This is a genomic window from Helicobacter sp. 'house sparrow 1', assembly GCF_900199585.1.
In the GTDB taxonomy this organism is placed as follows: Bacteria; Campylobacterota; Campylobacteria; order Campylobacterales; family Helicobacteraceae; genus Helicobacter_H.
In genome coordinates, this window is record NZ_FZQY01000004.1 from 306,127 (window position 1) to 328,636 (window position 22,510).

The following is a 22,510-nucleotide window of genomic DNA, read 5'->3' on the forward strand; positions in this document are numbered from 1 at the left end:
GAAACTCCAATCTTTATTAGGTATCTCATAGGTGGTAATTATATTATGAAAAAGTTAAGGAAAATACGCAAAACTTTGTTTTTTGGTGTTGATTTTTAAATAAGAAATTCGATAGAATAGCATTCATTCACAGGAATTATGACACTGAGAGCAATGTATTTTAGGGGTTAAAATATGATTTTTGAAGTTAAGTCTCCGATCTTAGGATTTGAAAGAGTCAAAAAAATGAGACTAGAAAAGATAGATGAAGTATTTGTCAGATTGAGTAATGCGGAGGATAATTCTCCAGTTTTTACATTAATCAACCCTTTTGTTTTAAGGGAGTATGAGTTTGATGTCCCTGCTGCAGTAAGATTGCTTTTGGATCTAGAGAATGCTAAGAATGTCTTTATTGCAAATATCATGGTGATTCAATCTCCTATCCAAGAATCTACTGTCAATTTTCTAGCACCTGTTGTATTTAATTTTGATAATCAGACTATGGCACAAGTTGTTCTTGATAGCTTGAAGTATCCGCAGTATCAGCTTGCAGAGCCCGTGTCTGCTTACTATAAAGATGAGAGTGTGGTGGGTAGTATAAAGAAAATAAGTGAATAAAGAAGACATTTTATTTGTTGGCTATGGGAATATGACCTTAGCCATACTAAGAGGAATTATATCCTCTAGATTGTTTGAAACTTATAATCTATTTGTTTGTGGTCGTAATTCTAAAAAAGCTTCTAGTTTTTTAAAAAATAATGGATTGAATGATATTGTTCAAGTTAGCCTAATTGATAATCATCAGGTTTTGGTAAAAGATAAGACTGTATTTTTGTGCATTAAACCTGATGGTTTGCAGAATTTTAAATTTATTGGCCGTGCAAAAAATGTAATTAGTGTGATGGCTGGTGTGCAGGTTTCTATCATTAAAAAACATTTGGATTCTATGGGATATGTAAGGGTGATGCCAAATGTAGCTGCAAAATATCAAAAGTCTTCTAGTGCCATCTTTATTGATAACGCAAACTTAGATGAAATAAAAAGATTGGTTCTTAGTTTTGGAAATTTTGTACAAGTTGATAAAGAGGCGTTAATTGATTCTGCTATCGCTACTAGTGGGAGTGCTCCTGCTTTTGTAGCATTGATGGCACAGGCTCTTATTGATGCGGGTGTTAGAGAGGGATTTAATCGGCTACAAAGCCAAGAACTTGTGAGAGGTATGTTTGAGGGTTTTTCTTTATTACTTAGGGAAAAAACTCCCCAAGAAATTATTGATGAGATAGCAAGCCCTGGAGGCACAACAATAGAAGGAATTAGCACCTTGGAGAAGCACGCATTCAAGGGTATTGTAATGGAAGCCACAAATCAAGCAGTTTTAAAAGCAAGGAAGAAATCCTAGCTACTCGCTTTTTTGATGAGCAAGTTTTACATATATTGATAACCCAATTACTAGTAAAGATACTCCACCAATTAAAGAAACAGCATATAAAATTTTATCAGGTTCACTGATTGCAAATTTAAATACAAGCATTAAGGATTCTATTGCTAAAGCAATAATGATGGAACCTAAAAATCTCACCATCGTTTCTTGTAATGTTTGGGAATTATTTTCTGTATTTTTTCCTAGTACTTCACTTTCAAATATTGCTTTGACTAAGTCAAAAATTGCCAAGGCAAGAGTTAATTGAATAATGGCTTTGAAAATTTCATCAATATCAAAATTTTTAAAATGTCCTAATGCAATGTAAAAACTAAAAGCTCCTTTGCAGAATAAAAGCAAGCAAACAAGTGTGAGACAAAGAGATAGGAGTCCATAAATACTCATACTTATTCTTGCGCATACATCAGAAAATTTTGATGGTGCAGAGATGTTGATTGCAGTTTTAAGGGCTAGATCAATGCAAACCACATAAATAAGTTCATGATTTTGATTATAAACAGGATAAGAAGCAGTCACAACTAGCTTGCCATTATCGCTACAAGGATAAGGGTTGGTGATAATGCACTTTCTTTCACGCACCGCTTCATAATAAAATGCTCTATCAGAGAAATTTTCTGTACAAGTAATCCCATTTAATCCTACTTCATTGCCCATTGCATCAAGAATATAGATTGCATCAAATGCTTCAATTTCATCTTTGATTTTTTCAATCCCATTTAAGACGCTTTTAAGACTAGTGCTAGGTATGTAATTTTGAATGTTTTGTGTAAAGAGATAGCACATATAAGCACGAAGTTCGTAGCGAACTTTTCTATAGATTAATATGTCTTTTGATAGCATTTAGATTTCCTTATTTATATTTCTAAAATTCTTATAAAAAATATTCTACTAAAATTTTTTTAAAGCTTATTGTAATGCTTTTTGTCTTTGTTTCTTAACTCAAGTTTTCTTTATGGTAAAATCACTGTCTTTGTTAAGTAAATCATAGAAGAAAAGGAATTAGTTGCTTTATTATCTTTATTCAGAGTTTGGAATCAATGTCTTTCGTTATATTACCTTTCGTGCAGGGATTAGCTTCTTTTTAGCTTTTTTCCTCTGTGTATTTTTAATGCCTCATTTTATCCGTTGGGCAAGGAGAAATAAGGCAAGTCAACCTATTTCAGAGTTTGTTCCTGCCCATAAAGAAAAGAGCAATACCCCAACAATGGGTGGTTTTATATTTATCTTTAGTGCAGTGATTTCCTCATTAATTAGCGCACAAATTTTAAATAATTTTGTAGTTTTAGCCTTGATTGTTTTGGTAGGTTTTTGCTTGATTGGTGGTTTTGATGATTATTCAAAAATTAGTGCTAAAAGTAATAGTGGGATAAGTGCAAGAATGAAGATGTTGCTACTTTTTGTTTTGTCTTTTAGTGTTGCTTTATACCTCAGCTATGTTGTTCAACTGGATTCTGGGTTATATATTCCATTTATGAAAAAGCCACTATTGCATTTAGGAGATATTCCTTGGGCAACCACATTTTTTTGGATTTTAGTATTTTTAGCCACAACAAATGCTGTAAATATTACAGATGGATTAGATGGATTGGCTACTGTTCCAAGTATTTGTGCTCTATTTTCACTCTCAATTTTTGTTTATATTGCGGGGAATTATGAACTAGCAAATTATTTATTGTGGCCAAGAGTTGTAGATTCTGGAGAGTTATTTGTTGTATCTGTTGCATTAATAGGTGCCCTTTTTGGCTTTCTGTGGTATAACGCGCATCCTGCACAAGTTTTTATGGGAGATAGTGGTAGTTTAGCAGTAGGGGGCTTTATAGCTTATATGGCTATAGTTTCAAATAATGAATTCTTATTGCTTTTGATAGGTTCTATTTTTGTGATTGAAACACTTTCTGTAATTTTGCAAATTGGTAGTTATAAAACAAGAAAAAAGAAAATATTTTTAATGGCTCCCATTCATCATCATTTTGAGAAAAAAGGATGGGCGGAGAATAAAATTATTGTAAGATTTTGGATTATTGCTATTTTAAGCAATATTATTGCACTTTTAAGCTTAAAGATTAGATGAAAAGAGTTTCAATAATAGGGTATGGTGTAACCACGGCTCCTTTAGTGGATTTTTTAAATCAGCAGGGAATAGGCTGTGATATTTTTGATGATAAATTTAATCAATCATCACAGAAAGGTTTGAATAATTTTATACCTACTAAAAACTTTGATACTTTTAGATCAAATTTAGAGATTACTAGCCCAGGCATACCTCCATATCATACTCTGATCCAAAATTCTAAGAACTTGGTGAGTGAATATGATTTTTTCGATAGTTTAGTATCATATGACCCAATAAGTATATGGATAAGTGGAACAAATGGAAAGACTACAACTACCCAGATGTTAGAGTTTTTATTACAAGAAAAAGGGGCTATGAGTGGCGGTAATATAGGCTATCCGCTAACTAATTTGTATTTGCAAAAACCTCCTATTTGGATTTTAGAAACTAGTTCCTTTATGCTGCACTATACAAAAAAAGCATTTCCAAAGCTTTATATTTTATTACCAGTTAGAGAGGATCATATTAGTTGGCATCAAGGATTTGATGGATATTTAGATGCAAAATTAAGTCCTCTTTTAAGAATGCAAGAAGATGGCATTGCTTTAATTCCTGAAGAACTAAAAGAGCATCCTAATTGTAAAAAAACACAAACAAAAATAGTTTTTTATCGCTCAAGTGCGCAGATAGCAGATCTTTTTGGGTTCAATCTTAAGGAAAGTGTTTTTAAAGAACCTTTTTTATTAGATAGTCTTTTGGCTTTAGGAGGGGTAAAGCTTCTTTTTGGAGAAGTAAAGCTTACAGCACTAAATAATTTTCAAATAGGACGGCATAGAATTGAAGAGTTTTTTGATTCTAAAAAAAGACTTTGGGTGAATGATAGCAAGGGAACAAATGTTGATGCAACTTGTGAAGCAATTAAAAGATATCAGGATAAAAAAATTTTATTAATTTTAGGGGGTGATGATAAGGGTGCTGATCAAAGACCTGTTTTTGAGCTTATCAAGCATTTGGATATCAAACTCTTTTTAATTGGTAGTAATGCAAAAAGACTTGAGAAACTTGCTTTAGAATATAATATAGGGTTTGAAAATTGCTTCTATCTGCAAGATGCAGTTTTAAAAATCAAAAGAGAACGGGAAGAAAATGATGTAGTATTACTTAGTCCAGCTGCTGCTAGTTTGGATCAATTTGATTCTTATAAGCACAGAGGGGAAGTTTTTAAACAATTAGCCTTACAGAGGGATTGATGTATTTTTCAAAGGAAATATTAGATTTTTTTATGACAATTGGTAAGGTGTATCTGTATAAAAAGGATAGAATCTTATTCTTTGAAGGACAAAAATCAAAAGATTTATATATTTTATTGAAAGGTCAAATTCGTTTATATAAGACTGATGATCAGGGTGGAGTGATTAATATCCATTTTTTAAAAAGCCCTAATTTTGTTGCCGAAATGCCCGTATTTGAGGGAGTTTCGTATCCTGCAAGTGCATGTTTTGAGAGCGATTCTGAAGTTTTAAAAATAGATTTTAAAAAATTTAAAGATCATCTTTTTGAAAATCAGGATATTTGTATGCTTTTTATTAAGTCTTTAATGGCAAAAATCAAGTTTTTGGAATCTATGATCAATCAAAATTTTATGATGAATGTAGAGCTTAGATTGGCCCAGTTTTTATTAAACCATCAAGACAAGCTTCTTTTTATCACGCAAAAAGAAATAGCAAAAAATATCAATACCACCCCAGAGACATTATCTAGAACTCTAAAGAAGATGAAACATCAAAAAATAATTGATACCCATAAGGGTAAAATAAAGATTTTAAATCCAAAGGCTTTGAGAGGCTTTTATGCGGATAATTAACTGTGTTTTGTTTTGTTGTTTGTTTTGTTTTGGGCAAAGAATAGATTACAATAATTTAGATTTAAAATACTATCCTTATATTGTATTTTATGAAGCTTTAGATGATACAGAGGTTGATGCTTTAATCAAAGCTGTGGATAGAGGTGAGGAGAAGACAGGGCTATTTTTAGGATTTAATTCTGGTTGGATGAATGTGATTGTTGATAATAACGAGGATGCAAGGTATGGTTTTACATATGGAGTGAAATTAGGATATCAATCTTTCTTGCCATCATTTTTTGATAGATTGTCAAAACCCGGTATCTTAGGAGGTAGAATCTATGCTCAATATATAAGTTCTCTATCAAATAAAACAATATTTGGGAGAGATAGATTCTCTACAATTTTGCTAGGAGGAGATCTTCTTTTGGAATTTCCCATGTTAAGATATCTTGATTTGGGAGTGATCTTAGGTCTTGGCTTAGGTAGTATGACTTATAATGCTAAAGCAGATTCTGAACTCTCTTTTTTATTGAATACAGGGATAGGGACTTCATTTTTAAGACATCATAGAGTGGATTTTGAAATGAAAATTCTAACCAATGGTTATGTAAATTGGTTTGGAGCACTTTTTATGGTAGGGTATAACTATGTTTTTTAAAAGCATTGTTATTTTAATGTTAGCAGTTTTTGTGTTAGCAGATGAGGTGGATGATACTGTCTATGAAAAGCAAAAAGAAATCTATTTGCTTAAGGGGCAACTAAAGGCAATAGAGAGTGAAAAATATGCCGAAGAAACTCTAAAATCCAAAGAAGGGTTTTTTATTGGGGCGATTTTGGGAAATAGTTTTTTTAGGAATAGTAGCTATACTACAAATGAAGGTTATCCTATAATAGTGGGAATTAAAGGCGGATATCAAAAGTTTTTAAATCAAACTCAAGCAGGGTTTAGGGCTTATTTGGATTATCTTGTTGGTTTTAATTTTATAGACAGCAAATATATCTATCAGAATGTAACAGCTAACTTTGATGCAATAGGTGATGTCATGTTTGGTAGGGATAAAAGGTATGGCATAAGCTTTTTTGGTGGCTATGGTATGGGGCTTGTCAATGTGGGCTTTTTGGATAAGGCAAGGAGTTCAAATTATTCTGATTTGGGAATCTTTATTAATTTGGGCGTAGGTGTTGTTTTAAACTTAAAGCATCGCATTGAGCTACATTTAAAAATACCTCCTGTCAAAAGTTTTGGAGGAAATTTGGTAATATCAAACTTGTATCTCATTGCCTATCAATATGTTTTCTAGGTCTTTAATGAAAAAAATATTTTTTGTTTTATTTCAAATATTGTATTTATCAGCAAATATACTGGAATATGAGGCCAATCAGCCAGAGGATATTACTAAAAGTAGTCAGGAACTAGATAATGTGATAGAAGATTTAAAACAAAAAATTAAAGAATCAAATCAACATCCCCAAAGTGAGGTTTTAAAGAAAAAAAGTCAAGAAAAACAGCAAGATTTCTATCAAAAAAATGGACTTTTTTTAGGGATATTAGGAGGATTTGCTTTCAACTATGAGGCCTATAATGATGGAAAATATAACCGTGAAAATAGTGTTGAAGGTGCTACTAATACGGGAGTTTTAAATCCAAATTTTAATCTTAATTCTCTTAACTTCCTTTTTGGGGGCAAAATAGGTTATCAAAACTTCTTTTCCAAGTATTTTGGAACGCGTATTTATGGAGATGTTGCAGTAGGTCAGGGCATAATTAAATATAAGGACAAGGAATTGGGAAAAAATACTTATATGTTAGGGGCACTGAATCTGGATCTTTTGGGTGAATATCCAATTGCAAATCGATTTGATTTAGGAGGATTTTTAGGTTTTAGTATAGGATTGATGCTCAAGGGAGATGAAAAGACAAAAACTGATAATAGCTTAATGCTAGATCCGAGTTTTGGTAGTGAGAATATTTTATGGAAAAACTTTTTGCAAGTGGATTATTCTATTAATGTTGGTGCAAGCTTCTCCTATATTAAGAGACATCGTTTTGAAGTTGGATTTAAGATTCCAATAACTTTCTTACGCCTAGGGTTGGAAAAACCCGCTGTTTATACCAATGGAAGCGAAACAAAAATTTTAGTATCTAAAGATATTGATTTCACTCGTTCCAGCCTTTTTACAATTGGCTATATCTATGTGTTTTGATTTTTAGTGTAGAATCTTCCTTTGTGAAATAGGAGATCTATAAGATGCGATTAAAGTTTTTTTTTCAATTAGTAGTTGTTATAGGAGTTGGATTCCTTGGCTACTATGTATATCATTCTAAATTTTTTGAAAAAGATTCTCCTGTAGTGACTCTGATGGCCCAAATAGGTACAACAGAAAGGGAAATAGAACCTGGAGAGGCTTTTTGGAATTTCAACCGTAATATAGCAATATATATGAGTGATGAAAGCGGGATTAGAAGCTATAGAATTGTTGCAAGAGATGCAGAAGGACAAGTTTTAATTGATAAGCAAGAGGCAATTATTAAGCGCCCAAAAAGTATAAAGGTCTCTCTGCCAAAGCCAAATATTGTTTTAAAAGATGATGATCGTATTTTTTATGAGATTATTGTTAATGATTGGAGTAATGCAAATTTTTTTAGTGGAAATACCACAAAGCTGAAATTTAATTTTACAATTGATACAGAAGCTCCTGTTGTGAGAATGATTGCAAACTCTTATAAGATATCTTATGGTGGAAGCGCATTGCTTATCTTTAAGATTAATGACAAAAGCACCCAAGAGGTGATTGTTACAAATGGGACAGATGAGTTTAAAGCCTATCCTTTTTTAAAAGAGGGGTATTATGCTGTTTTAATTGCTTGGCCTATAAAAAATAAAGTGTTTGGAGGGACAATTACTGCAGTAGATAAAGCTTGGAATACTAAGAGAGTGGCAATACCGATTATAAAAGATTCAAGTGTTCGCTATCGTTTTTCAGATATTAAGATTAATGATCAATTTTTAAGTACAAAATTAGATAGTCTTATTGAGATAATTGGTGAGAGGTCACCAAATAGTTTTGATAATCCGTTGGAAAAATTTAAGTATATCAATGAGTTGGTGCGCAATAAGGATGAAAATATTATTTTTGGAATTACAAACAATCTTTCTTATGAAAACTATCTTAAACCCATAAACTTTAATGTTTTTCTACCTCTTAAAAAGAGTCAGGTTGTAGGAAGTTTTGGTGATCATAGAACTTATTTTTATAAAGATAGAAAGTTTTCAAAATCCTTGCACCTAGGATTGGATATCGCAAACTTTAAACATGCTCCTGTGGTAAGTACAAATGCAGGAAAAATTGTTTTTAGTGGATTACTTGGAGTTTATGGAAATACCGTAATTATTGATCATGGTATTGGATTGGCATCTTTATATTCTCATCTATCTTCTTTTGAATATGGCAATGGTGCAGAAATTGTTTCCCATACTCAAATTGGCAATACAGGGCAGACTGGATGGGCTTTTGGAGATCATTTACATCTAGGAATTTTAGTGCAGGGGCATCCAGTAAGAGTGGTGGAATGGATGGATTCAAAATGGATCAAAAACAATATTACAGATGTATTTTTAAAAGCTCAAAGCATAATTGAGGTGCAGAAATGATTAAGACAAGACAAAGAAATATACGAGTATTTGAGATTGATAATACAAACTTACAAGAGTGCTTAGAGTTTCTTAAAAAGCATTCTTTATTACTACGGGATTATTTAATATTCTTTACACAGACACCTCAAGAAGAATTAAAAGCACTATTATTGGAATTAGGATTAACATATTTTGTTCCCAATCACTCTTTTGCTTCAAATAATCAAGAAAAACAAGAGATTGTAAAGGAGCTTAAAATTATTTCCAAGCCTGTGCGCAGCGGTGAGGATATCGAGCATAATGGTGATTTAATTATTTGTGATAATGTTCACCATGGAGCGAGAATTTCTGCAACGGGTTGTATGATGATTTTTGGTAACTGCGAGGGGAGAATTGAGTGCGATGGGCAGTATTTAATTTTAAAAAATATCATTGCCAATCATATTATCTTTAACGGGCAGATTTTTTCACAAGAGATGCTAGAGAGGATTAATACAAATCCAAAAAATCTAAAACTTGTGCTACAAAATGGGGATTTTATTACAATTAAGGAATTAAAATGAAGCAACGAACAATTGCAAAAAAAGTAGAATTAGTTGGTATAGGTTTGCATAAGGGTGTGCCTGTAAAGATGGTTTTAGAACCATTAGAGGCAAACAGTGGAATTATTTTTTATAGAAGTGATTTAGGAATAAGTATTCCAATGAAGCCCCAAAATGTTACAAATACTCTTATGGCAACAGTATTAAGTAATGGAGAGGCTAAAATATCAACCATTGAGCATTTAATGTCAGCTATATATGCCTATGGGATTGATAATTTAAAAGTTTCTGTTGACAATGAAGAGATACCTATTATGGATGGAAGTGCTATAGGGTATTGTATGCTCTTGGATGAAGCAGGAATAAAGGATTTAGAAGTAAATAAGAAAATTATGGCCATAAAAAAGACTATTGAAATCAAAGATGGTGAAAAATTTGTTCGTATTGGGCCTAGTCAAAAAACTATTTTTGATTTTACCATTGATTTTGCACATCCTGCAATCAAGCAACAAAGTTATAAATTTGTCTTTAGCAAACAGGGATATAAGGATGAGATTGCTCGTGCTAGAACCTTTGGTTTCTTGCAGGATGTAAATTATTTAAGATCTCAAGGTCTTGGTCTTGGGGGTAATTTAAATAATTGTATTGTTCTTGATGAAAATAGTATTTTAAACAAAGAGGGATTGAGATATAAAGAGGAGTTTGTGCGTCATAAAATTTTAGATGCAATTGGAGATATGGCAATTTTAGGTATGCCACTTTTGGGGAGTTATATTTCTTTTGCAGGAAGCCATAAATTAAATTCTCTCCTAACTAAGAGAATCTTAGAGGATGTGGATGTATATGAATTAATTGAAGAAACTGAAGATGCTGTAGTGAGGGAGATGGTAAAAGAGTTTGAGTAAGACAAAAGTTTCTTTAGTTTTAGTTACACATACTGGGGGTGTTTTATGTGGAGTTTATCAAAATAATCAACTCATAAAATCTCAAATAAATACCCTAAAAACGCTTGATGCTTTGGTTGATATTTGGGTTAGTGTTAAGCAGTGTTATGAAGTAGAGGAGATCTGTTATGCAAGAGGACCAGGAAGCTTGAGTGCTCTGAAGCTCTTGCATATTTTTATTCAAACACTTCATGTTATAAGTGGGATAAAGATTTTTGCAGTAGATAGTTTTTATTTTAATCAAGGCAAATCAATTAAGGCTTTTGGAAATCAATATTTTGTTAAAAATACCCAAGGGGAGATTATTCTTCATCAAGATTTACTTCAAGAGAGTGAGAATAAATTTACCCTACCATCTGTAATCAATAAAGAAGATTTTAGCCAGCCAACACAGCCTTTATATATTGTTCCACCGGTCTAATTATAAAAATAAATACTTAGGAAGGTTAAGATGAAGGTAAAAATAAGTGTTCCAGCAACAAGTGCAAATTTAGGACCAGGTTTTGATTGTTTGGGGTTAAGTCTAGATTTTCGGAATTATTTTAGTGTGCAAGAATCTTGCAAACAAACTATTAGTATAGTAGGAGAGGGGGAGAGGTTTAGTAAGCTTAGAGCAGATAATATTTTTGTAAAAATTTTCTTAGAAAATCTAAAAAAATTTGGGATAGAACAAAAGAAGTTTGCATTTGAGTTTAAAAATCAGATACCAATTTCAAGAGGCCTTGGGAGTAGTTCTGCTGTAATTACTGCTGCAATTGCAATGGCATATTTTTTTAAGCACCAAAGATTTAATAAGCAAGAAATCTTAAATCTTGCGCTTCATTATGAAAGGCATCCAGATAATATTACACCAGCTGTTTTTGGTGGTTTTAATTCTGCGGTTTTAGAAAATAATAAGGTAGTGCATCTAAAACAGGATATATCAGATGAGATTCGAGCAGTTGTTGTGATTCCAAATAGGGCTATTTCAACAAAATATTCTAGACAGACTTTGCCTAAAAAATATAGCAATACAGATAGTGTTTATAACATATCAAGATCTTCTTTGATGTGTATGGCATTTATGCAAAAGAGATGGGATTTGTTACGGGTTGCAAGTAAGGATAAATTGCATCAATATCGTAGAATGAAACAATATCCTGTTTTATTTGCAATTCAAAAAATTGCTTTAGATAATGGCGCCTTAATGAGTACTTTATCAGGCAGTGGTTCTTCCTTTCTTAATATTTGTTTAAAGGAAGATGCTGTAAAAATTGCTCAGACTTTGCAATCAAAATTTCCAAATTTTAAAATTATTAATATTGCCTTTGATAATCAGGGATTGCGATTAGAGAAAGACTAAAAATTGGGTATAATGCAAAATGCTTTTTGAAAAACGAGAACCTATAAGAATGTGTGTTATCTGTCGCGTCAGATTTTTTCAAAAGGGTTTGATACGTTTAAAAATTTTGAATGGGAAGTTGCTTTTTTTTGATGGTTATGGCAGAAGTATTTATTTATGTCCAGATTGTCTTAAAGATGAGAGGTTGCACCATAAAATTTTAAGGGTAAAACAGATTGCAAGAGATAAAGAGCAGATCTATATGAATATTTGGGAGATAAGAGAACAATGTCAGATAAAGTAAAGATAGTAGAGATTGCAGGTGAGGTAGGAAGAACCTCAAAGGAGGTTTTGGAGCTTGCTAAGGAATTAGGTTTAGCTGTGAAAGCTGCCTCAAGTAGTGTTGATATGGCTACTGCAGAATTATTTACTAATTTTTTTATGGGACAAATCACAAAAGAGGAGTTAATGCTTAAATTTCAGCCTAAGAAGGGAGAAAAAAAGGCTAAAGAAGCAAAAAATAAAAAACCCAAAGAAGAAAAGCAAAAGGTAGAAGAAAAAAAGACTATAGAATTGGTTGAAGAACCGCAGGTGCAAAAAGTTGAAGTTGAACAACACTTGGCAAGACGCACGGGTATTAGAATTGTAAAAAAAGATAGTCAGGATGTCCCTGCTGCTAAGCAAGAGATCAAAAAGGCTCAATATAGTGTCCAAGAAATGTTTGATACTCTAAAAGAAGAAAAACCAGAATCAAAAACTACAGAAAAAAAGAAAGTAAAAGTCAAGCAACCACAAGTCTCCCATAAGCATAATGAGCAGAAAATGGATTTGCTTAAAGATAGGGAAATCCTAGATTATGAAGAAGAGGATAACGAGATTGTCTTGTTTGATTTGCATGAACAAGATATGAAAGATGAAGAAAGAGATGCTCAAGTTAAACAAGCAATGGTGGATAGAATCAAGGTTCAAAAGAAGAATCCTTGGATGAGTGAGGGGGGTATAGGTCGTAGAAATAAGAAAAAAAATAAAACAATACAAACTGATAAGAAAGAAAATCTAGATAGAAAGGATACTATCGTAATCCCAGAAGAGGTTCGTGTTTATGAATTTGCTGATTTAGCAGGCTTGAAACTTAATGAGGTGGTTAAGGTTTTATTTAATCTTGGGATGATGGTAACAAAAAATGACTTCTTGGATAAAGATGCTATTGAAATTTTGTGTGAGGAATTTAAGATAAGCTTCACTTTACAAAGTAGCTCAGAGGATTTTGTTTCTCTTGAAGATGAGGAAACAGATGAAGGAGAGATGATTGTAAGACCTCCTGTTGTTACAATTATGGGGCATGTAGATCATGGAAAAACTTCTTTATTAGATAAGATACGCAATAGTCGGGTTGCAAGTGGTGAAGCAGGGGGTATTACGCAACATATTGGTGCTTATAGCGTATTAAAAGATGGCAAGATGATTTCTTTTATCGATACTCCCGGACATGAAGCTTTTACTGAGATGAGAAGCAGAGGAGCTCAAGTCACAGATATTGCCATTATAGTTGTTGCTGCAGATGATGGTGTAAAGCAGCAAACAATTGAAGCATTTAATCACGCAAAAGCAGCAGGTGTTCAAATCATTGTTGCAATGAATAAAATTGATAAGGAAAATATCAATATCGATAAATTGAAAGCAGAATGTGCTGAGATTGGTTTTACTCCAAATGATTGGGGCGGAGAGTATGAGTTTATTGGTGTTTCAGCAAGAACTGGAGAGGGAATAGAAACACTACTAGAGACAATTTTAATCCAAGCAGAGATTTTAGAATTAAAAGCAAGCGTTACAAGGCGTGCAAAAGCAGTTATCCTAGAGAGCAGTATGGATAAAGGAAGGGGTCCTGTAGCTACTGTGATTGTGCAAGATGGAGTTTTAAGAGTAGGGGATTCTATAGTAGCTGATACTGCTTTTGGTCGCGTAAGGGCTTTAATTGATGATAAGGGAAATAGTATAAAAGAGCTTGGCCCTTCTGGCGTAGCTGTTGTAGTGGGATTAGGTGATGTTCCAAGTGCAGGCATTATGCTTGCTAGTGTTAAAAGCGATGCGATTGCAAGAGAATATGCCCAAAAAAGAAGTTCATATTTAAGGCAAAAAGAACTTTCTAAGACTACAAAAGTATCTTTTGATGAGTTGGCTGAGATGGTTGCAAGAGGCAATCTAAAATCCCTACCAGTAATTATAAAAGCAGATACACAAGGTAGTCTTGAGGCTATTAGGTCTAGTTTATTAAAGTTGAATAATCAAGAGGTTGAGATTAATATTATTAGCTCGGGAGTGGGAGGTATTTCAGAAAGTGATATTTCTTTGGCTGCTGCTTCTAAAAACTGTATGATTTTAGGATTTAATATTCGTCCAACAGGTGTTGTAAAAACAAAAAGTAAAGAGTTGGGTGTGGAGATTAGGACTTATTCTGTAATTTATGCACTAATTGATGAGATGAAAGCTTTGATTTCAGGAATGATGTCGCCAGTCTTTGAAGAAGAACATACGGGGCAAGCAGAAGTAAGAGAAACTTTCAAAATTGCAAAAGTTGGAACAATTGCTGGTTGTATGGTGGTAGATGGTTCTATACAAAGAGGAATTAAAATTAGATTGATTCGCAATGGGGTTGTAATTCATGAGGGGGTGATTGCATCCTTGAAACGCTTTAAGGATGATGTGAAAGAAGTAAATAAGGGCTATGAGTGTGGCATCATGCTTGAAAACTTCAATGAGATTGAAGTAGGAGATGTATTTGAGACTTATAAAGAAGTTGCAAAAAACCAAAAAATATAGAAGATGAAAGATATTAAGATACAAAGAACACAATCTCTACTACAAGAGCTTTTAAATGAGGCTTTGACTAGTTTAGATGATGAGAGAATTAGGAATCTTACGGTTACTGAGGTTGTATGTTCAAGGGGAAAATATAATGCTGATATCTTTGTATTATTTGATACACAGGATAAAAAAGAGCAAAATGACCTATTACGCCTCTTACATAAAGCAGAAGGTGCTTTGAGAGAATATATTCTTAGTTCAAGCGGATGGTTTAGGTGTCCAAAGCTTTGCTTTAAGGTTGATGAAAGTTTAAGTCGCATAAATCGTTTAGATCAAATTTTTGAGAAAATCAGTAAGAAATAGGAGAAGGGAATGATAACTCAAGAGCTAGAACAGAAAATAGAAAAAATAGTCCAGAGTTTTGGTTTTGAGCTATATGATATTGCCTTTTTAAAAGAAAATAAGAATGATATTTTAAGGATCTCTGTTGCAAGTAATAAAAAGCAAGTCACCTTGGATGTGTGCCAAGAAATTAGTGAGGTTATCTCCCCACTTGTAGATGTTTATATTAGTGATGATAAACCTTATTATTTAGAGGTGAGCTCTCCTGGTATTGAAAGGGTGCTAAAAACTCCTAAACACTTTATGCTTTCTTTGGGTTGTAAGGTTTTGGTACGCTTGAAGGATGGTAGGGAGTTTGAAGCCATTTTAGAGGGTTTTGGTGAAGATGGGGTTTTGTTTAAGAATGATGATGCAGAAGAATTGATATCTTTAGATTCTTTGAAGAAAGTTAAAACAATTTTGGAGTGGTGAAATGAAGACAACAATCAACACCTTGCAAAAGAAAAAGAATGTTGAAAAAATTACTGCTATTACAGCATATGATGCTCTTTTTGGAAGAATTTTTGATGGTGAGGTAGATTTTATTTTAGTGGGTGATAGTTTATCTCAAAGTTTTGGCGGTTTTAATGATACTTTGGCTGTAGGGATTGATGAGATGATTTATCATACAAAGGCAGTTTGTAGAGGAGTGAAACAATCTTTAGTTGTTGGAGATATGAGTTTTGGTAGTTATCAAAACAAAAGACAGGCAATAAAAAATGCAGTGAGATTTTATAAGGAAACAAATGCGGGAGCTATAAAGCTTGAGGGGGGGTTAAAGCGTGTTGATATTGTAAAATCTGTCATTGATGAGGGTATTGCTGTGATGGGGCATATTGGTTTAATGCCACAATTTGCAAGAAGTGAGGGGGGATATAAGATTAAGGGGAAAGATGATATTGATGCGCAAAGACTAAAAGAAGAAGCTTTAGCGTTGCAAGAAGCTGGAGTATTTGCAATTGTATTAGAGGGGATTAAAAAAGAGGTTGCGACACAAATCACTCAAATACTAGATATTCCAACAATTGGTATAGGTAGCGGGGTGGATTGCGATGGGCAGATTTTAGTCTGGAGTGATGCTTTTGGTTTTTTCACAGATTTTAAACCAAAGTTTGTTCGCTACTTTTTTGAGGGAGAAAAGTTGCTTAAAGAAGCGATTAGAAAATATACAGGTGATGTAAAAAATAATAATTTTCCAAATGATGATGAAAGTTATTAATGGAAAAATACTCTATAGATTCTCGCATTGCTAATGTAGAAAAAATTGTCTTTGAAGAAAAAGAGGAGAATGTATTACGCCCAAATATTTGGGAAGATTATATTGGACAAGAGCAGATAAAAAAGAATCTTGATGTTTTTATTAGAGCAAGTAAAAAAAGAGGAGAATGTCTAGATCATATTCTATTTTTTGGGCCTCCTGGTCTTGGAAAAACAACAATTAGTTATATTATTGCCTCAAAAATGGAAGCAAATATCAAAGTTACTGCTGCTCCAATGATCGAAAAATCTGGAGATTTAGCTGCAATTATGACTAATCTTAATGAAGGGGATATCTTATTTATTGATGAAATCCATAGATTAAGTCCTGCAATTGAAGAAATTTTATATCCTGCAATGGAAGATTTTAGATTAGATATTATTATTGGATCTGGACCTGCGGCACAAACTATAAAAATTGATTTACCTCGTTTTACTCTCATTGGAGCTACAACTCGTGCAGGAATGCTGAGCAATCCTCTGCGTGATCGATTTGGAATGAATTTTAGAATGGAATTTTATACTCAAAGTGAGCTTGCAACAATCTTGCAAAAAGCATCATTAAGACTTCAGAGAAAAATTACACAAGAAAGTGCATATGAAATTGCAAAAAGATCCAGAGGAACACCACGCATTGCATTAAGATTGTTAAAAAGAGTTAGAGACTTTTCTGATGTAAATGATGAGAAAGAAATTACATTAGAAACAACACAATATGCTTTAAATGAATTAGGTATCAATGATTTTGGATTTGATGCTTTAGATTTGAAATATTTTGAAATTTTAAAAAGTGCTAAGGGGAAACCTATGGGGCTTAGTACAATATCTGCTGCAATGAGTGAAGATGAAGCAACAATTGAAGAGGCTATTGAACCCTTTTTGCTTGCAAATGGATATCTAGAAAAAACTGCTAAAGGTAGGATACTTACACATAAATTCTATAGTAGCACTATGAATTGATGCATAAAATCAACCAATCGATATATTTTTAGTAAAATCCATATACTAGCTTTGTATTAGGAGAGGTATTATGAAAAATATTTTGGTTCTTGGTGCTGGATATGCTTCGTTGTCTTTTTTAAAAAAAATTAATCCAAAAATCTTTGATTTTGCTCAAGTCACTCTGATTAGCAAATATGATTACCATTATGTAAGTATTGCATTGCATGATGTAGTTGCTGGTATGGTTGAAGATAATTCTGTTAAATTTCCTATTAAGGATATCATCCCAGGTTCTGTTCATTTTGTTCAAGATGAGGTAGTGGAGATTCAAGAAAAACAAGTGATTTGCAAGAAACAAGAATATGTATATGATTATCTAATTGTGGGATTGGGGTTTCAAAGTGATGATTTTGGGATTAGTGGTGTAAAAGAGTATTGTACTCCTATTTTAGATTTTGCTAATGCTTTTTTATTGAGAGATCAAATACTTGAACAAATCTATCAGTACAAGACAACAGGAGATATGAACAATCTAAAATTTGTAGTATGTGGAGGTGGTCTTAGTGGGGTTGAGATGATTTCTTCTTTGGCAATAAAGCTTAAAAAAGTTTGCGCTCAAGAAGGGATTGATTTTGGATTATTGGATTTATATTGTATTGAGGCTATGCCAAATATTTTGCCAATGTTTCCAGATACTCTTTCTATGAAAGCACAAGTATTCTTAGAATCCCATAATGTAAAAGTTTTAACAAAATGCAAGATATTAAGATGTGAGAAAAATAAAATTATTGTTGAAAATTCTACAAGTGAAGAAAGATCTATTGAGGCAAATACAATTATATGGACTGCGGGAGTGAGAGGTAATGCTGTTATTGAAAAATCTAATTTATTTAACTCGGTTAGATCTAGAGTAGAAGTAAATGATTATTTGCAACCTATAGCTCAAGACCATCAAGAGTTGATGGATAAGATTTATGTTATTGGTGATTGTTGTATGGTAAAAAATACCAAGACTAATACTTTCTACCCTCCAACGGCTCAAATTGCAATAAAACAAGGAGAATATTTAGGAAAAGCTTTGAGTGATCGCCTAATGGGGATTTATGTAGAAAAATTTAGTTTTACACCTCAAGGAGTGATTTGTTCTTTGGGAGACAAATTTGCAGTTGGTTTGATTAAAGATCGTGAGATTAGTGGAGTGGTGGCATCAACTCTCAAGAAGGCAATAGAAAAGAAATGGATAATTAAACTATTTGGTCTAAAGGGGTTGTTTAAGTAAATTAAAAGAGGATAACCTCTTTTAAGTAGTGGCTTATTATTGGAAAGTGGTTCCACCATCAATTACGATGGTTTGCCCTGTTAGCCAAGCACTTTGTGTAGAATCACATAAGAAGAGTGCTGCTCCTGCAAGATCCTCAGGAGTTCCCATTCTTTTAAGAGGAGATTGCTCCTCAACTTTTGCTTTCACCTCATCATAATCAGGAAATGCTCTCAATGCATCTGTATCAATAGGGCCACCACTTACAGCATTTACCCTTATGCCAAACTCTCCAAGTTCAGCTGCAGCATATTTTACCATTGTTTCAACTGCATTCTTTGAGTTACCATGCCCTGCATAGTTTGGCATATACACAAGATTCCCAGTGGAGCTTAAGGAAATAATAGATCCCCCACCTACTAGCTTCATTCTCTTTGCTGCTTCTTGTGCACCTACAACAAAAGCCAAGACTGTAGCAGTATAAATATTATTTAATCCCTTGGGCTTAAGTCGCATAAAAGGTGCAAATCCTCCAACTACACTACGACCATAAATAATTGCATTGCTAATAAAAAAATCTACACGACTAAAATCTTTGTCAATTTTTTCAAAAAGTTCTATATATTGCTCAGGTTCTAAGACATTGAGAGGATAATAGCAAGCTTTGATATTGTATCTTTTTGTTACATCATCAGCAATTTTCTTTGCTTCTTCTTCATTCTTATTGTAAGTAAAAGCTATATTTACCCCACACTCCGCAAATCTGTATAAGATAGCCTTACCAATGCCTCTTGTAGCACCGCTTATAACAAGAGTTTTTCCTTTCATATATTCTAGTGTTGCTTCTCTCATTTTAATACCTCATAATTTTGTAAAGTTTCTTCAATTAACCTCATATTCTCCTTGCTGGGTTTAAGAAGAGGTAGACGATATTCTAAAGTATTTAGTAATCCGCAAAGAAACATTGCTGCTTTGATTGGTATTGGATTACTTTCACAAAACAAAACTCTATTTATATCATAAAGTTCATTATTTATAGCTTTAGATTCTTGTAATTTTCCACAAAGTGCATAATTTGTTAGCTGTGAAATTTTGTCTGGAAGTAAATTTCCTGTAACAGATATAACACCACTGCCACCACTTGCAAGGATGGGATAGTTAATTGCATCATCACCACTAAAAATTGCAAAATCTCTTGCACTGGTATTTAGTTCTACAATCGTATCCATATTCCCACTTGCTTCTTTGATTGCAAAGATATTTTTTACATCCTTGAAAAGTCTTAGGGCAGTTTGAGTGGAGATATTCACCCCAGTGCGACTTGGAACATTATAAAGCATTAGAGGAATCTCTACAGAATTTGCAACAGCTTTGTAGTGTTGATAGATTCCTTCTTGTGTAGGTTTATTATAATAAGGGCTAACGCAAAGGATTCCATCTGCACCACATTTTTCTGCAAACTTTGCAAGTTCTATGGCCTCCTGTGTAGAATTACTACCTGCACCTGCTAAAACCTTTATACCACTACCCTTACATGTAGAGACAGCAATTTCAATACACAGCATATGTTCCTTATGGCTAAGAGTTGCAGATTCTCCTGTAGTTCCTACTGGAACACAAGCATTCATACCATATCTTATCTGTCTTTGTATCAAAGAGATATAGACTTCTTCATCAATTTTATTATTTTTAAAAGGTGTTACCAAGGCACTCATTGCACCACGCATTATTTCTCCTTATGAGGTTTTAAGATTACTGTTGTAGAGTGATCCAAGAGTAGATACTTATTTGCTACATTAACAAGATCATCAATTGTGAGATTTTCAAATGCTTTTTCATAATCCAATAAAGGCTGAATATTTCCTCTTGCAAAGTAGCTACCAAATAGATCTGCAACACTTGAAGCATCTTCAAGGCTATATAAAAATTCTGCTTTTGTATTAATTTTAAGTTTATCAAGATCTTCTTGATGAATCTTTCCTTCTTTAATATCATCTAAAATTTTTATAATTTCTTTCTTAACATCTTGTGCTTGGATTCCATGGTTTGCAGAAGCAATAAACATAAAAACCCCTTCATCCATCAAATCCATATTATAACCATATATCTGGTTGGATAGACGCTTAGAATCTACCAAATCTTTGTAGAGTAAGCTGCTTTTGCCATTGCTTAAGAGACTAGAGAGAGCGCTAAGTGCAACCTGGTCTTTTGAGCTAAAGTTTGGAATTTTAAAACCAAATGCAAGCCACTCTAATTGTGTATCCTTATAAACTGTGACTTCCCTTGGACCATCTTGCTTTGGCTCTTGTGCAAAGACTAAAGGAATCTGAGAAGTATTTGGAATTGCACTAAAGTACTGTTTTGCTTTTGTAAAAACATCCTGAGGATTGATGTCTCCAGATACTAAAACAATTGCATTTTGTGGTTGGTAATAAGTAGAATGAAAGTCTTTAATGTCTTCAATTTTCCAGTTTAATATATCGTCCATAAATCCAATTGGTGTCCAATGGTAGGGATGATAAATAAAGGCAGTATTAAAGAATCTAAAATAAAGATAACCTACAGGATTATTGTCTGTACGCCACCTTCTTTCTTCAGCAACCACATCTCGCTCTGGTAAAAATTCATCTTCTTTTAAGGATAAATTTTGCATAAGCTCTGCAAAAAGATCAAGTGATTGATCCAGATTTTTTGCACTTGATTTTATGAAGTAATGTGTATAATCAAAACCTGTAGAAGCATTTGTAACTCCCCCAAATTTTTTTACAATCTCATCAAATTCACCAGCTTTTAAGTTTTTTGTAGATTTAAAATTAAGATGTTCAAGCATATGGGCAATTCCACTTTTTCCCATAAATTCATTGCGGGATCCTACCTTATAAAATATGCTTGTTTGGATTACACCACTTTTATTATGGATAGGAATCACAACAATTTGCAATCCATTATCTAGTGTAAGACTTTCATATTTTGGTAAGCTACTAGTAAAACAGATATTCATAAATACTCCTAGAAGAAATAAAATTTTTTTCATAAAGCAATCCCTATAATTTCTGAAATATGCCCACATTTTTCATTTCTTATCAGTTGAGCTAATTCCTTGTTGATTGTTCTGCAAATACAAGGTCCCTCAAAGATAAAAGAAGAATAAATTTGGACAAGAGAGGCACCATGTCGCATTCTTTCATATACATCTTGTGCATCTGCTATACCCCCTACACTAATAAGCGTAGTTTTCTTGAAAAATGATCGTGCTAAAATCTTAAGTATTTCAAAACTCTTATCTTTTAGTGCTTTACCACTAATGCCTCCAATATCCTTTGGAAGCTTAACCACTGTATAATCAATAGTGGTATTAGTAGCAATGATGCCACTTGCTCCTTTATCAATAGCTTTCTGACAAACTTGTAGCATAGAATCTATTTCCATATCAGGAGATACTTTTAGAAAAAGAGGCTTGTCTGTCATTTCTTTTGCCATACTAAAGAGTTCATCTACGAAAGTGATATTTTGCAGATCTCTTAGATTTGGAGTATTGGGGGATGAGAGGTTAAAAACAAAATAATCACCCAGTCCAATAAAATCTTTCAAAACATCTTGATAATTCTGTAAAGCATCCTCTTGTGCTACATCTTTATTTTTTCCAAGATTAATCCCTAGAGGTATGCTATAGGGGTAAAAGTTTTTCAATCTTGAGGAGATTGCTAAAGAACCTGCATTATTAAATCCCATTGCATTTTGTATGCTTTCTTCTTCAATATGTCTAAAAAGGCGAGGCTTTGGATTCCCACTTTGAGGTTTTTTTGTGATTGTTCCTAGTTCAAGATAACCAAATCCTAATGTAGTCAATCCATCAATCATTGTGCAGTTTTTGTCAAATCCTGCCCCAATACCTACAGGGTTATTAAAATTTAATCCACAAATTTCATTTTCTAAAATCGCATCATGATAAGAGCAATATTTCGTCGCTAAATCTTGAATAATAGGCTTATTGACAATATGTTTTAGAAAAAATTCAGCAAGAGTGTGAGCCTTTTCTGGATCCATTTTAAACAAAATATTTCGAAGTTCTTTATACACTAAAACTCCTCTATTTGAAATTTTTT

The 22,510-nt window shown here is 33.0% G+C and carries 25 protein-coding genes; 20 read left to right on the forward strand and 5 right to left on the reverse strand.

Translation table 11 applies throughout. The features are described from left to right. Positions 1-174 precede the first annotated feature (174 nt). Together fliW and proC are read left to right on the forward strand one after the other, a co-directional pair. Positions 175-597, forward strand: coding sequence for a flagellar assembly protein FliW (gene fliW / locus C6H31_RS01910; RefSeq protein ID WP_104697114.1), 423 nt, complete (start codon positions 175-177; stop codon positions 595-597). Then, positions 590-1,378 (forward strand): pyrroline-5-carboxylate reductase, encoded by a 789-nt coding sequence (proC, locus tag C6H31_RS01915; protein ID WP_104697115.1) that lies wholly within the window; start codon positions 590-592, stop codon positions 1,376-1,378. Before fliW ends, proC begins: the two co-directional genes overlap by 8 nt. Here the strand turns inward: proC and C6H31_RS01920 are convergent, their stop codons facing one another. Then, positions 1,379-2,260: a PDC sensor domain-containing protein gene (locus tag C6H31_RS01920; protein WP_104697116.1), complete on the reverse strand. Its 882-nt coding sequence runs from the start codon at positions 2,258-2,260 to the stop codon at positions 1,379-1,381. A gap of 163 nt (positions 2,261-2,423) precedes the next feature. On the opposite strand from C6H31_RS01920, the gene mraY reads away from it, so the two are divergent. The 18 genes from mraY (at position 2,424) to C6H31_RS02010 (ending at position 18,425) form a co-directional block, all read left to right on the forward strand. Continuing rightward, on the forward strand, positions 2,424-3,491 hold the full coding sequence (gene mraY / locus C6H31_RS01925) for a phospho-N-acetylmuramoyl-pentapeptide-transferase (protein ID WP_104697117.1): 1,068 nt from the start codon (positions 2,424-2,426) through the stop codon (positions 3,489-3,491). After that, on the forward strand, positions 3,488-4,723 hold the full coding sequence (gene murD / locus C6H31_RS01930; RefSeq protein WP_104697118.1) for a UDP-N-acetylmuramoyl-L-alanine--D-glutamate ligase: 1,236 nt from the start codon (positions 3,488-3,490) through the stop codon (positions 4,721-4,723). The genes mraY and murD overlap by 4 nt, the downstream gene beginning before the upstream one ends. Next, positions 4,723-5,337: a Crp/Fnr family transcriptional regulator gene (locus tag C6H31_RS01935; protein WP_104697119.1), complete on the forward strand. Its 615-nt coding sequence runs from the start codon at positions 4,723-4,725 to the stop codon at positions 5,335-5,337. Before murD ends, C6H31_RS01935 begins: the two co-directional genes overlap by 1 nt. Further along, complete coding sequence (locus C6H31_RS01940) at positions 5,324-5,977, forward strand: hypothetical protein (RefSeq protein ID WP_104697120.1); 654 nt, start codon at positions 5,324-5,326, stop codon at positions 5,975-5,977. The genes C6H31_RS01935 and C6H31_RS01940 overlap by 14 nt, the downstream gene beginning before the upstream one ends. Further along, positions 5,967-6,620 (forward strand): hypothetical protein, encoded by a 654-nt coding sequence (locus tag C6H31_RS01945; protein ID WP_104697121.1) that lies wholly within the window; start codon positions 5,967-5,969, stop codon positions 6,618-6,620. Before C6H31_RS01940 ends, C6H31_RS01945 begins: the two co-directional genes overlap by 11 nt. A 7-nt stretch (positions 6,621-6,627) precedes the next feature. Continuing rightward, positions 6,628-7,524: an outer membrane beta-barrel protein gene (locus C6H31_RS01950; protein ID WP_158654737.1), complete on the forward strand. Its 897-nt coding sequence runs from the start codon at positions 6,628-6,630 to the stop codon at positions 7,522-7,524. 44 nt (positions 7,525-7,568) lie between these two features. Beyond that, positions 7,569-8,972, forward strand: coding sequence for a M23 family metallopeptidase (locus tag C6H31_RS01955; protein WP_104697123.1), 1,404 nt, complete (start codon positions 7,569-7,571; stop codon positions 8,970-8,972). Continuing rightward, positions 8,969-9,517: a septum site-determining protein MinC gene (locus C6H31_RS01960; RefSeq protein WP_104697124.1), complete on the forward strand. Its 549-nt coding sequence runs from the start codon at positions 8,969-8,971 to the stop codon at positions 9,515-9,517. The genes C6H31_RS01955 and C6H31_RS01960 overlap by 4 nt, the downstream gene beginning before the upstream one ends. After that, the gene (gene lpxC, locus C6H31_RS01965) at positions 9,514-10,401 is read left to right on the forward strand and encodes a UDP-3-O-acyl-N-acetylglucosamine deacetylase (protein WP_104697125.1); all 888 of its coding nucleotides are present in this window, start codon (positions 9,514-9,516) and stop codon (positions 10,399-10,401) included. The genes C6H31_RS01960 and lpxC overlap by 4 nt, the downstream gene beginning before the upstream one ends. Next, positions 10,394-10,861 carry a hypothetical protein gene (locus C6H31_RS01970; RefSeq protein WP_104697126.1) on the forward strand — a complete coding sequence of 156 codons (468 nt, stop codon included), beginning with the start codon at positions 10,394-10,396 and terminating at the stop codon, positions 10,859-10,861. Before lpxC ends, C6H31_RS01970 begins: the two co-directional genes overlap by 8 nt. 30 nt (positions 10,862-10,891) lie before the next feature. Then, positions 10,892-11,782, forward strand: a complete 891-nt coding sequence (gene thrB, locus C6H31_RS01975; protein ID WP_104697127.1) for a homoserine kinase — start codon at positions 10,892-10,894, stop codon at positions 11,780-11,782. Between the two features lie 88 nt (positions 11,783-11,870). Then, a complete protein-coding gene (locus C6H31_RS01980) occupies positions 11,871-12,065 on the forward strand; it encodes a hypothetical protein (RefSeq protein WP_233709944.1) in 195 nt (64 codons plus the stop codon). After that, positions 12,050-14,581: a translation initiation factor IF-2 gene (gene infB, locus C6H31_RS01985; protein WP_104697129.1), complete on the forward strand. Its 2,532-nt coding sequence runs from the start codon at positions 12,050-12,052 to the stop codon at positions 14,579-14,581. Before C6H31_RS01980 ends, infB begins: the two co-directional genes overlap by 16 nt. Before the next feature lie 3 nt (positions 14,582-14,584). Next, positions 14,585-14,929 carry a 30S ribosome-binding factor RbfA gene (rbfA, locus tag C6H31_RS01990; RefSeq protein WP_104697130.1) on the forward strand — a complete coding sequence of 115 codons (345 nt, stop codon included), beginning with the start codon at positions 14,585-14,587 and terminating at the stop codon, positions 14,927-14,929. Between the two features lie 9 nt (positions 14,930-14,938). Next, positions 14,939-15,379, forward strand: a complete 441-nt coding sequence (gene rimP, locus C6H31_RS01995; protein WP_104697131.1) for a ribosome maturation factor RimP — start codon at positions 14,939-14,941, stop codon at positions 15,377-15,379. 1 nt (position 15,380) lies between these two features. Next, a complete protein-coding gene (gene panB / locus C6H31_RS02000) occupies positions 15,381-16,166 on the forward strand; it encodes a 3-methyl-2-oxobutanoate hydroxymethyltransferase (RefSeq protein WP_104697132.1) in 786 nt (261 codons plus the stop codon). Beyond that, positions 16,166-17,164, forward strand: coding sequence for a Holliday junction branch migration DNA helicase RuvB (gene ruvB, locus C6H31_RS02005; protein WP_104697133.1), 999 nt, complete (start codon positions 16,166-16,168; stop codon positions 17,162-17,164). The genes panB and ruvB overlap by 1 nt, the downstream gene beginning before the upstream one ends. Positions 17,165-17,234: 70 nt before the next feature. Further along, entirely contained in the window at positions 17,235-18,425 is a 1,191-nt protein-coding gene (locus C6H31_RS02010; protein ID WP_104697134.1) for an NAD(P)/FAD-dependent oxidoreductase, read from the forward strand. A gap of 36 nt (positions 18,426-18,461) precedes the next feature. Here C6H31_RS02010 and C6H31_RS02015 read toward each other — a convergent pair whose 3' ends face one another. Genes C6H31_RS02015 through pyrD form a run of 4 tightly spaced genes read right to left on the reverse strand, consistent with a single transcriptional unit; the run spans position 18,462 to position 22,451 of the window. Continuing rightward, a complete protein-coding gene (locus C6H31_RS02015) occupies positions 18,462-19,232 on the reverse strand; it encodes an enoyl-ACP reductase (protein ID WP_199768129.1) in 771 nt (256 codons plus the stop codon). 20 nt (positions 19,233-19,252) lie between these two features. Beyond that, positions 19,253-20,131 carry a 4-hydroxy-tetrahydrodipicolinate synthase gene (dapA, locus tag C6H31_RS02020; RefSeq protein WP_104697136.1) on the reverse strand — a complete coding sequence of 293 codons (879 nt, stop codon included), beginning with the start codon at positions 20,129-20,131 and terminating at the stop codon, positions 19,253-19,255. Then, positions 20,131-21,405, reverse strand: a complete 1,275-nt coding sequence (locus C6H31_RS02025; RefSeq protein WP_233709946.1) for a M16 family metallopeptidase — start codon at positions 21,403-21,405, stop codon at positions 20,131-20,133. The genes dapA and C6H31_RS02025 overlap by 1 nt, the downstream gene beginning before the upstream one ends. A 29-nt stretch (positions 21,406-21,434) precedes the next feature. Beyond that, complete coding sequence (pyrD, locus tag C6H31_RS02030) at positions 21,435-22,451, reverse strand: dihydroorotate dehydrogenase (quinone) (RefSeq protein ID WP_104697370.1); 1,017 nt, start codon at positions 22,449-22,451, stop codon at positions 21,435-21,437. Positions 22,452-22,510: the final 59 nt, after the last annotated feature.

What these genes read in the sequence shown, in the direction of transcription:
- fliW (WP_104697114.1), top strand. Translation starts at nt 175, where the DNA reads ATGATTTTTGAAGTTAAGTCTCCGATCTTAGGATTTGAAAGAGTCAAA.
- C6H31_RS01920 (WP_104697116.1), bottom strand. Translation starts at nt 2,260, where the DNA reads ATGCTATCAAAAGACATATTAATCTATAGAAAAGTTCGCTACGAACTT.
- murD (WP_104697118.1), top strand. Translation starts at nt 3,488, where the DNA reads ATGAAAAGAGTTTCAATAATAGGGTATGGTGTAACCACGGCTCCTTTA.
- C6H31_RS01935 (WP_104697119.1), top strand. Translation starts at nt 4,723, where the DNA reads ATGTATTTTTCAAAGGAAATATTAGATTTTTTTATGACAATTGGTAAG.
- C6H31_RS01940 (WP_104697120.1), top strand. Translation starts at nt 5,324, where the DNA reads ATGCGGATAATTAACTGTGTTTTGTTTTGTTGTTTGTTTTGTTTTGGG.
- C6H31_RS01945 (WP_104697121.1), top strand. Translation starts at nt 5,967, where the DNA reads ATGTTTTTTAAAAGCATTGTTATTTTAATGTTAGCAGTTTTTGTGTTA.
- C6H31_RS01950 (WP_158654737.1), top strand. Translation starts at nt 6,628, where the DNA reads ATGAAAAAAATATTTTTTGTTTTATTTCAAATATTGTATTTATCAGCA.
- C6H31_RS01955 (WP_104697123.1), top strand. Translation starts at nt 7,569, where the DNA reads ATGCGATTAAAGTTTTTTTTTCAATTAGTAGTTGTTATAGGAGTTGGA.
- C6H31_RS01960 (WP_104697124.1), top strand. Translation starts at nt 8,969, where the DNA reads ATGATTAAGACAAGACAAAGAAATATACGAGTATTTGAGATTGATAAT.
- lpxC (WP_104697125.1), top strand. Translation starts at nt 9,514, where the DNA reads ATGAAGCAACGAACAATTGCAAAAAAAGTAGAATTAGTTGGTATAGGT.
- thrB (WP_104697127.1), top strand. Translation starts at nt 10,892, where the DNA reads ATGAAGGTAAAAATAAGTGTTCCAGCAACAAGTGCAAATTTAGGACCA.
- infB (WP_104697129.1), top strand. Translation starts at nt 12,050, where the DNA reads ATGTCAGATAAAGTAAAGATAGTAGAGATTGCAGGTGAGGTAGGAAGA.
- rbfA (WP_104697130.1), top strand. Translation starts at nt 14,585, where the DNA reads ATGAAAGATATTAAGATACAAAGAACACAATCTCTACTACAAGAGCTT.
- rimP (WP_104697131.1), top strand. Translation starts at nt 14,939, where the DNA reads ATGATAACTCAAGAGCTAGAACAGAAAATAGAAAAAATAGTCCAGAGT.
- panB (WP_104697132.1), top strand. Translation starts at nt 15,381, where the DNA reads ATGAAGACAACAATCAACACCTTGCAAAAGAAAAAGAATGTTGAAAAA.
- ruvB (WP_104697133.1), top strand. Translation starts at nt 16,166, where the DNA reads ATGGAAAAATACTCTATAGATTCTCGCATTGCTAATGTAGAAAAAATT.
- C6H31_RS02010 (WP_104697134.1), top strand. Translation starts at nt 17,235, where the DNA reads ATGAAAAATATTTTGGTTCTTGGTGCTGGATATGCTTCGTTGTCTTTT.
- C6H31_RS02015 (WP_199768129.1), bottom strand. Translation starts at nt 19,232, where the DNA reads ATGAAAGGAAAAACTCTTGTTATAAGCGGTGCTACAAGAGGCATTGGT.
- dapA (WP_104697136.1), bottom strand. Translation starts at nt 20,131, where the DNA reads ATGCGTGGTGCAATGAGTGCCTTGGTAACACCTTTTAAAAATAATAAA.
- C6H31_RS02025 (WP_233709946.1), bottom strand. Translation starts at nt 21,405, where the DNA reads ATGAATATCTGTTTTACTAGTAGCTTACCAAAATATGAAAGTCTTACA.
- pyrD (WP_104697370.1), bottom strand. Translation starts at nt 22,451, where the DNA reads ATGGATCCAGAAAAGGCTCACACTCTTGCTGAATTTTTTCTAAAACAT.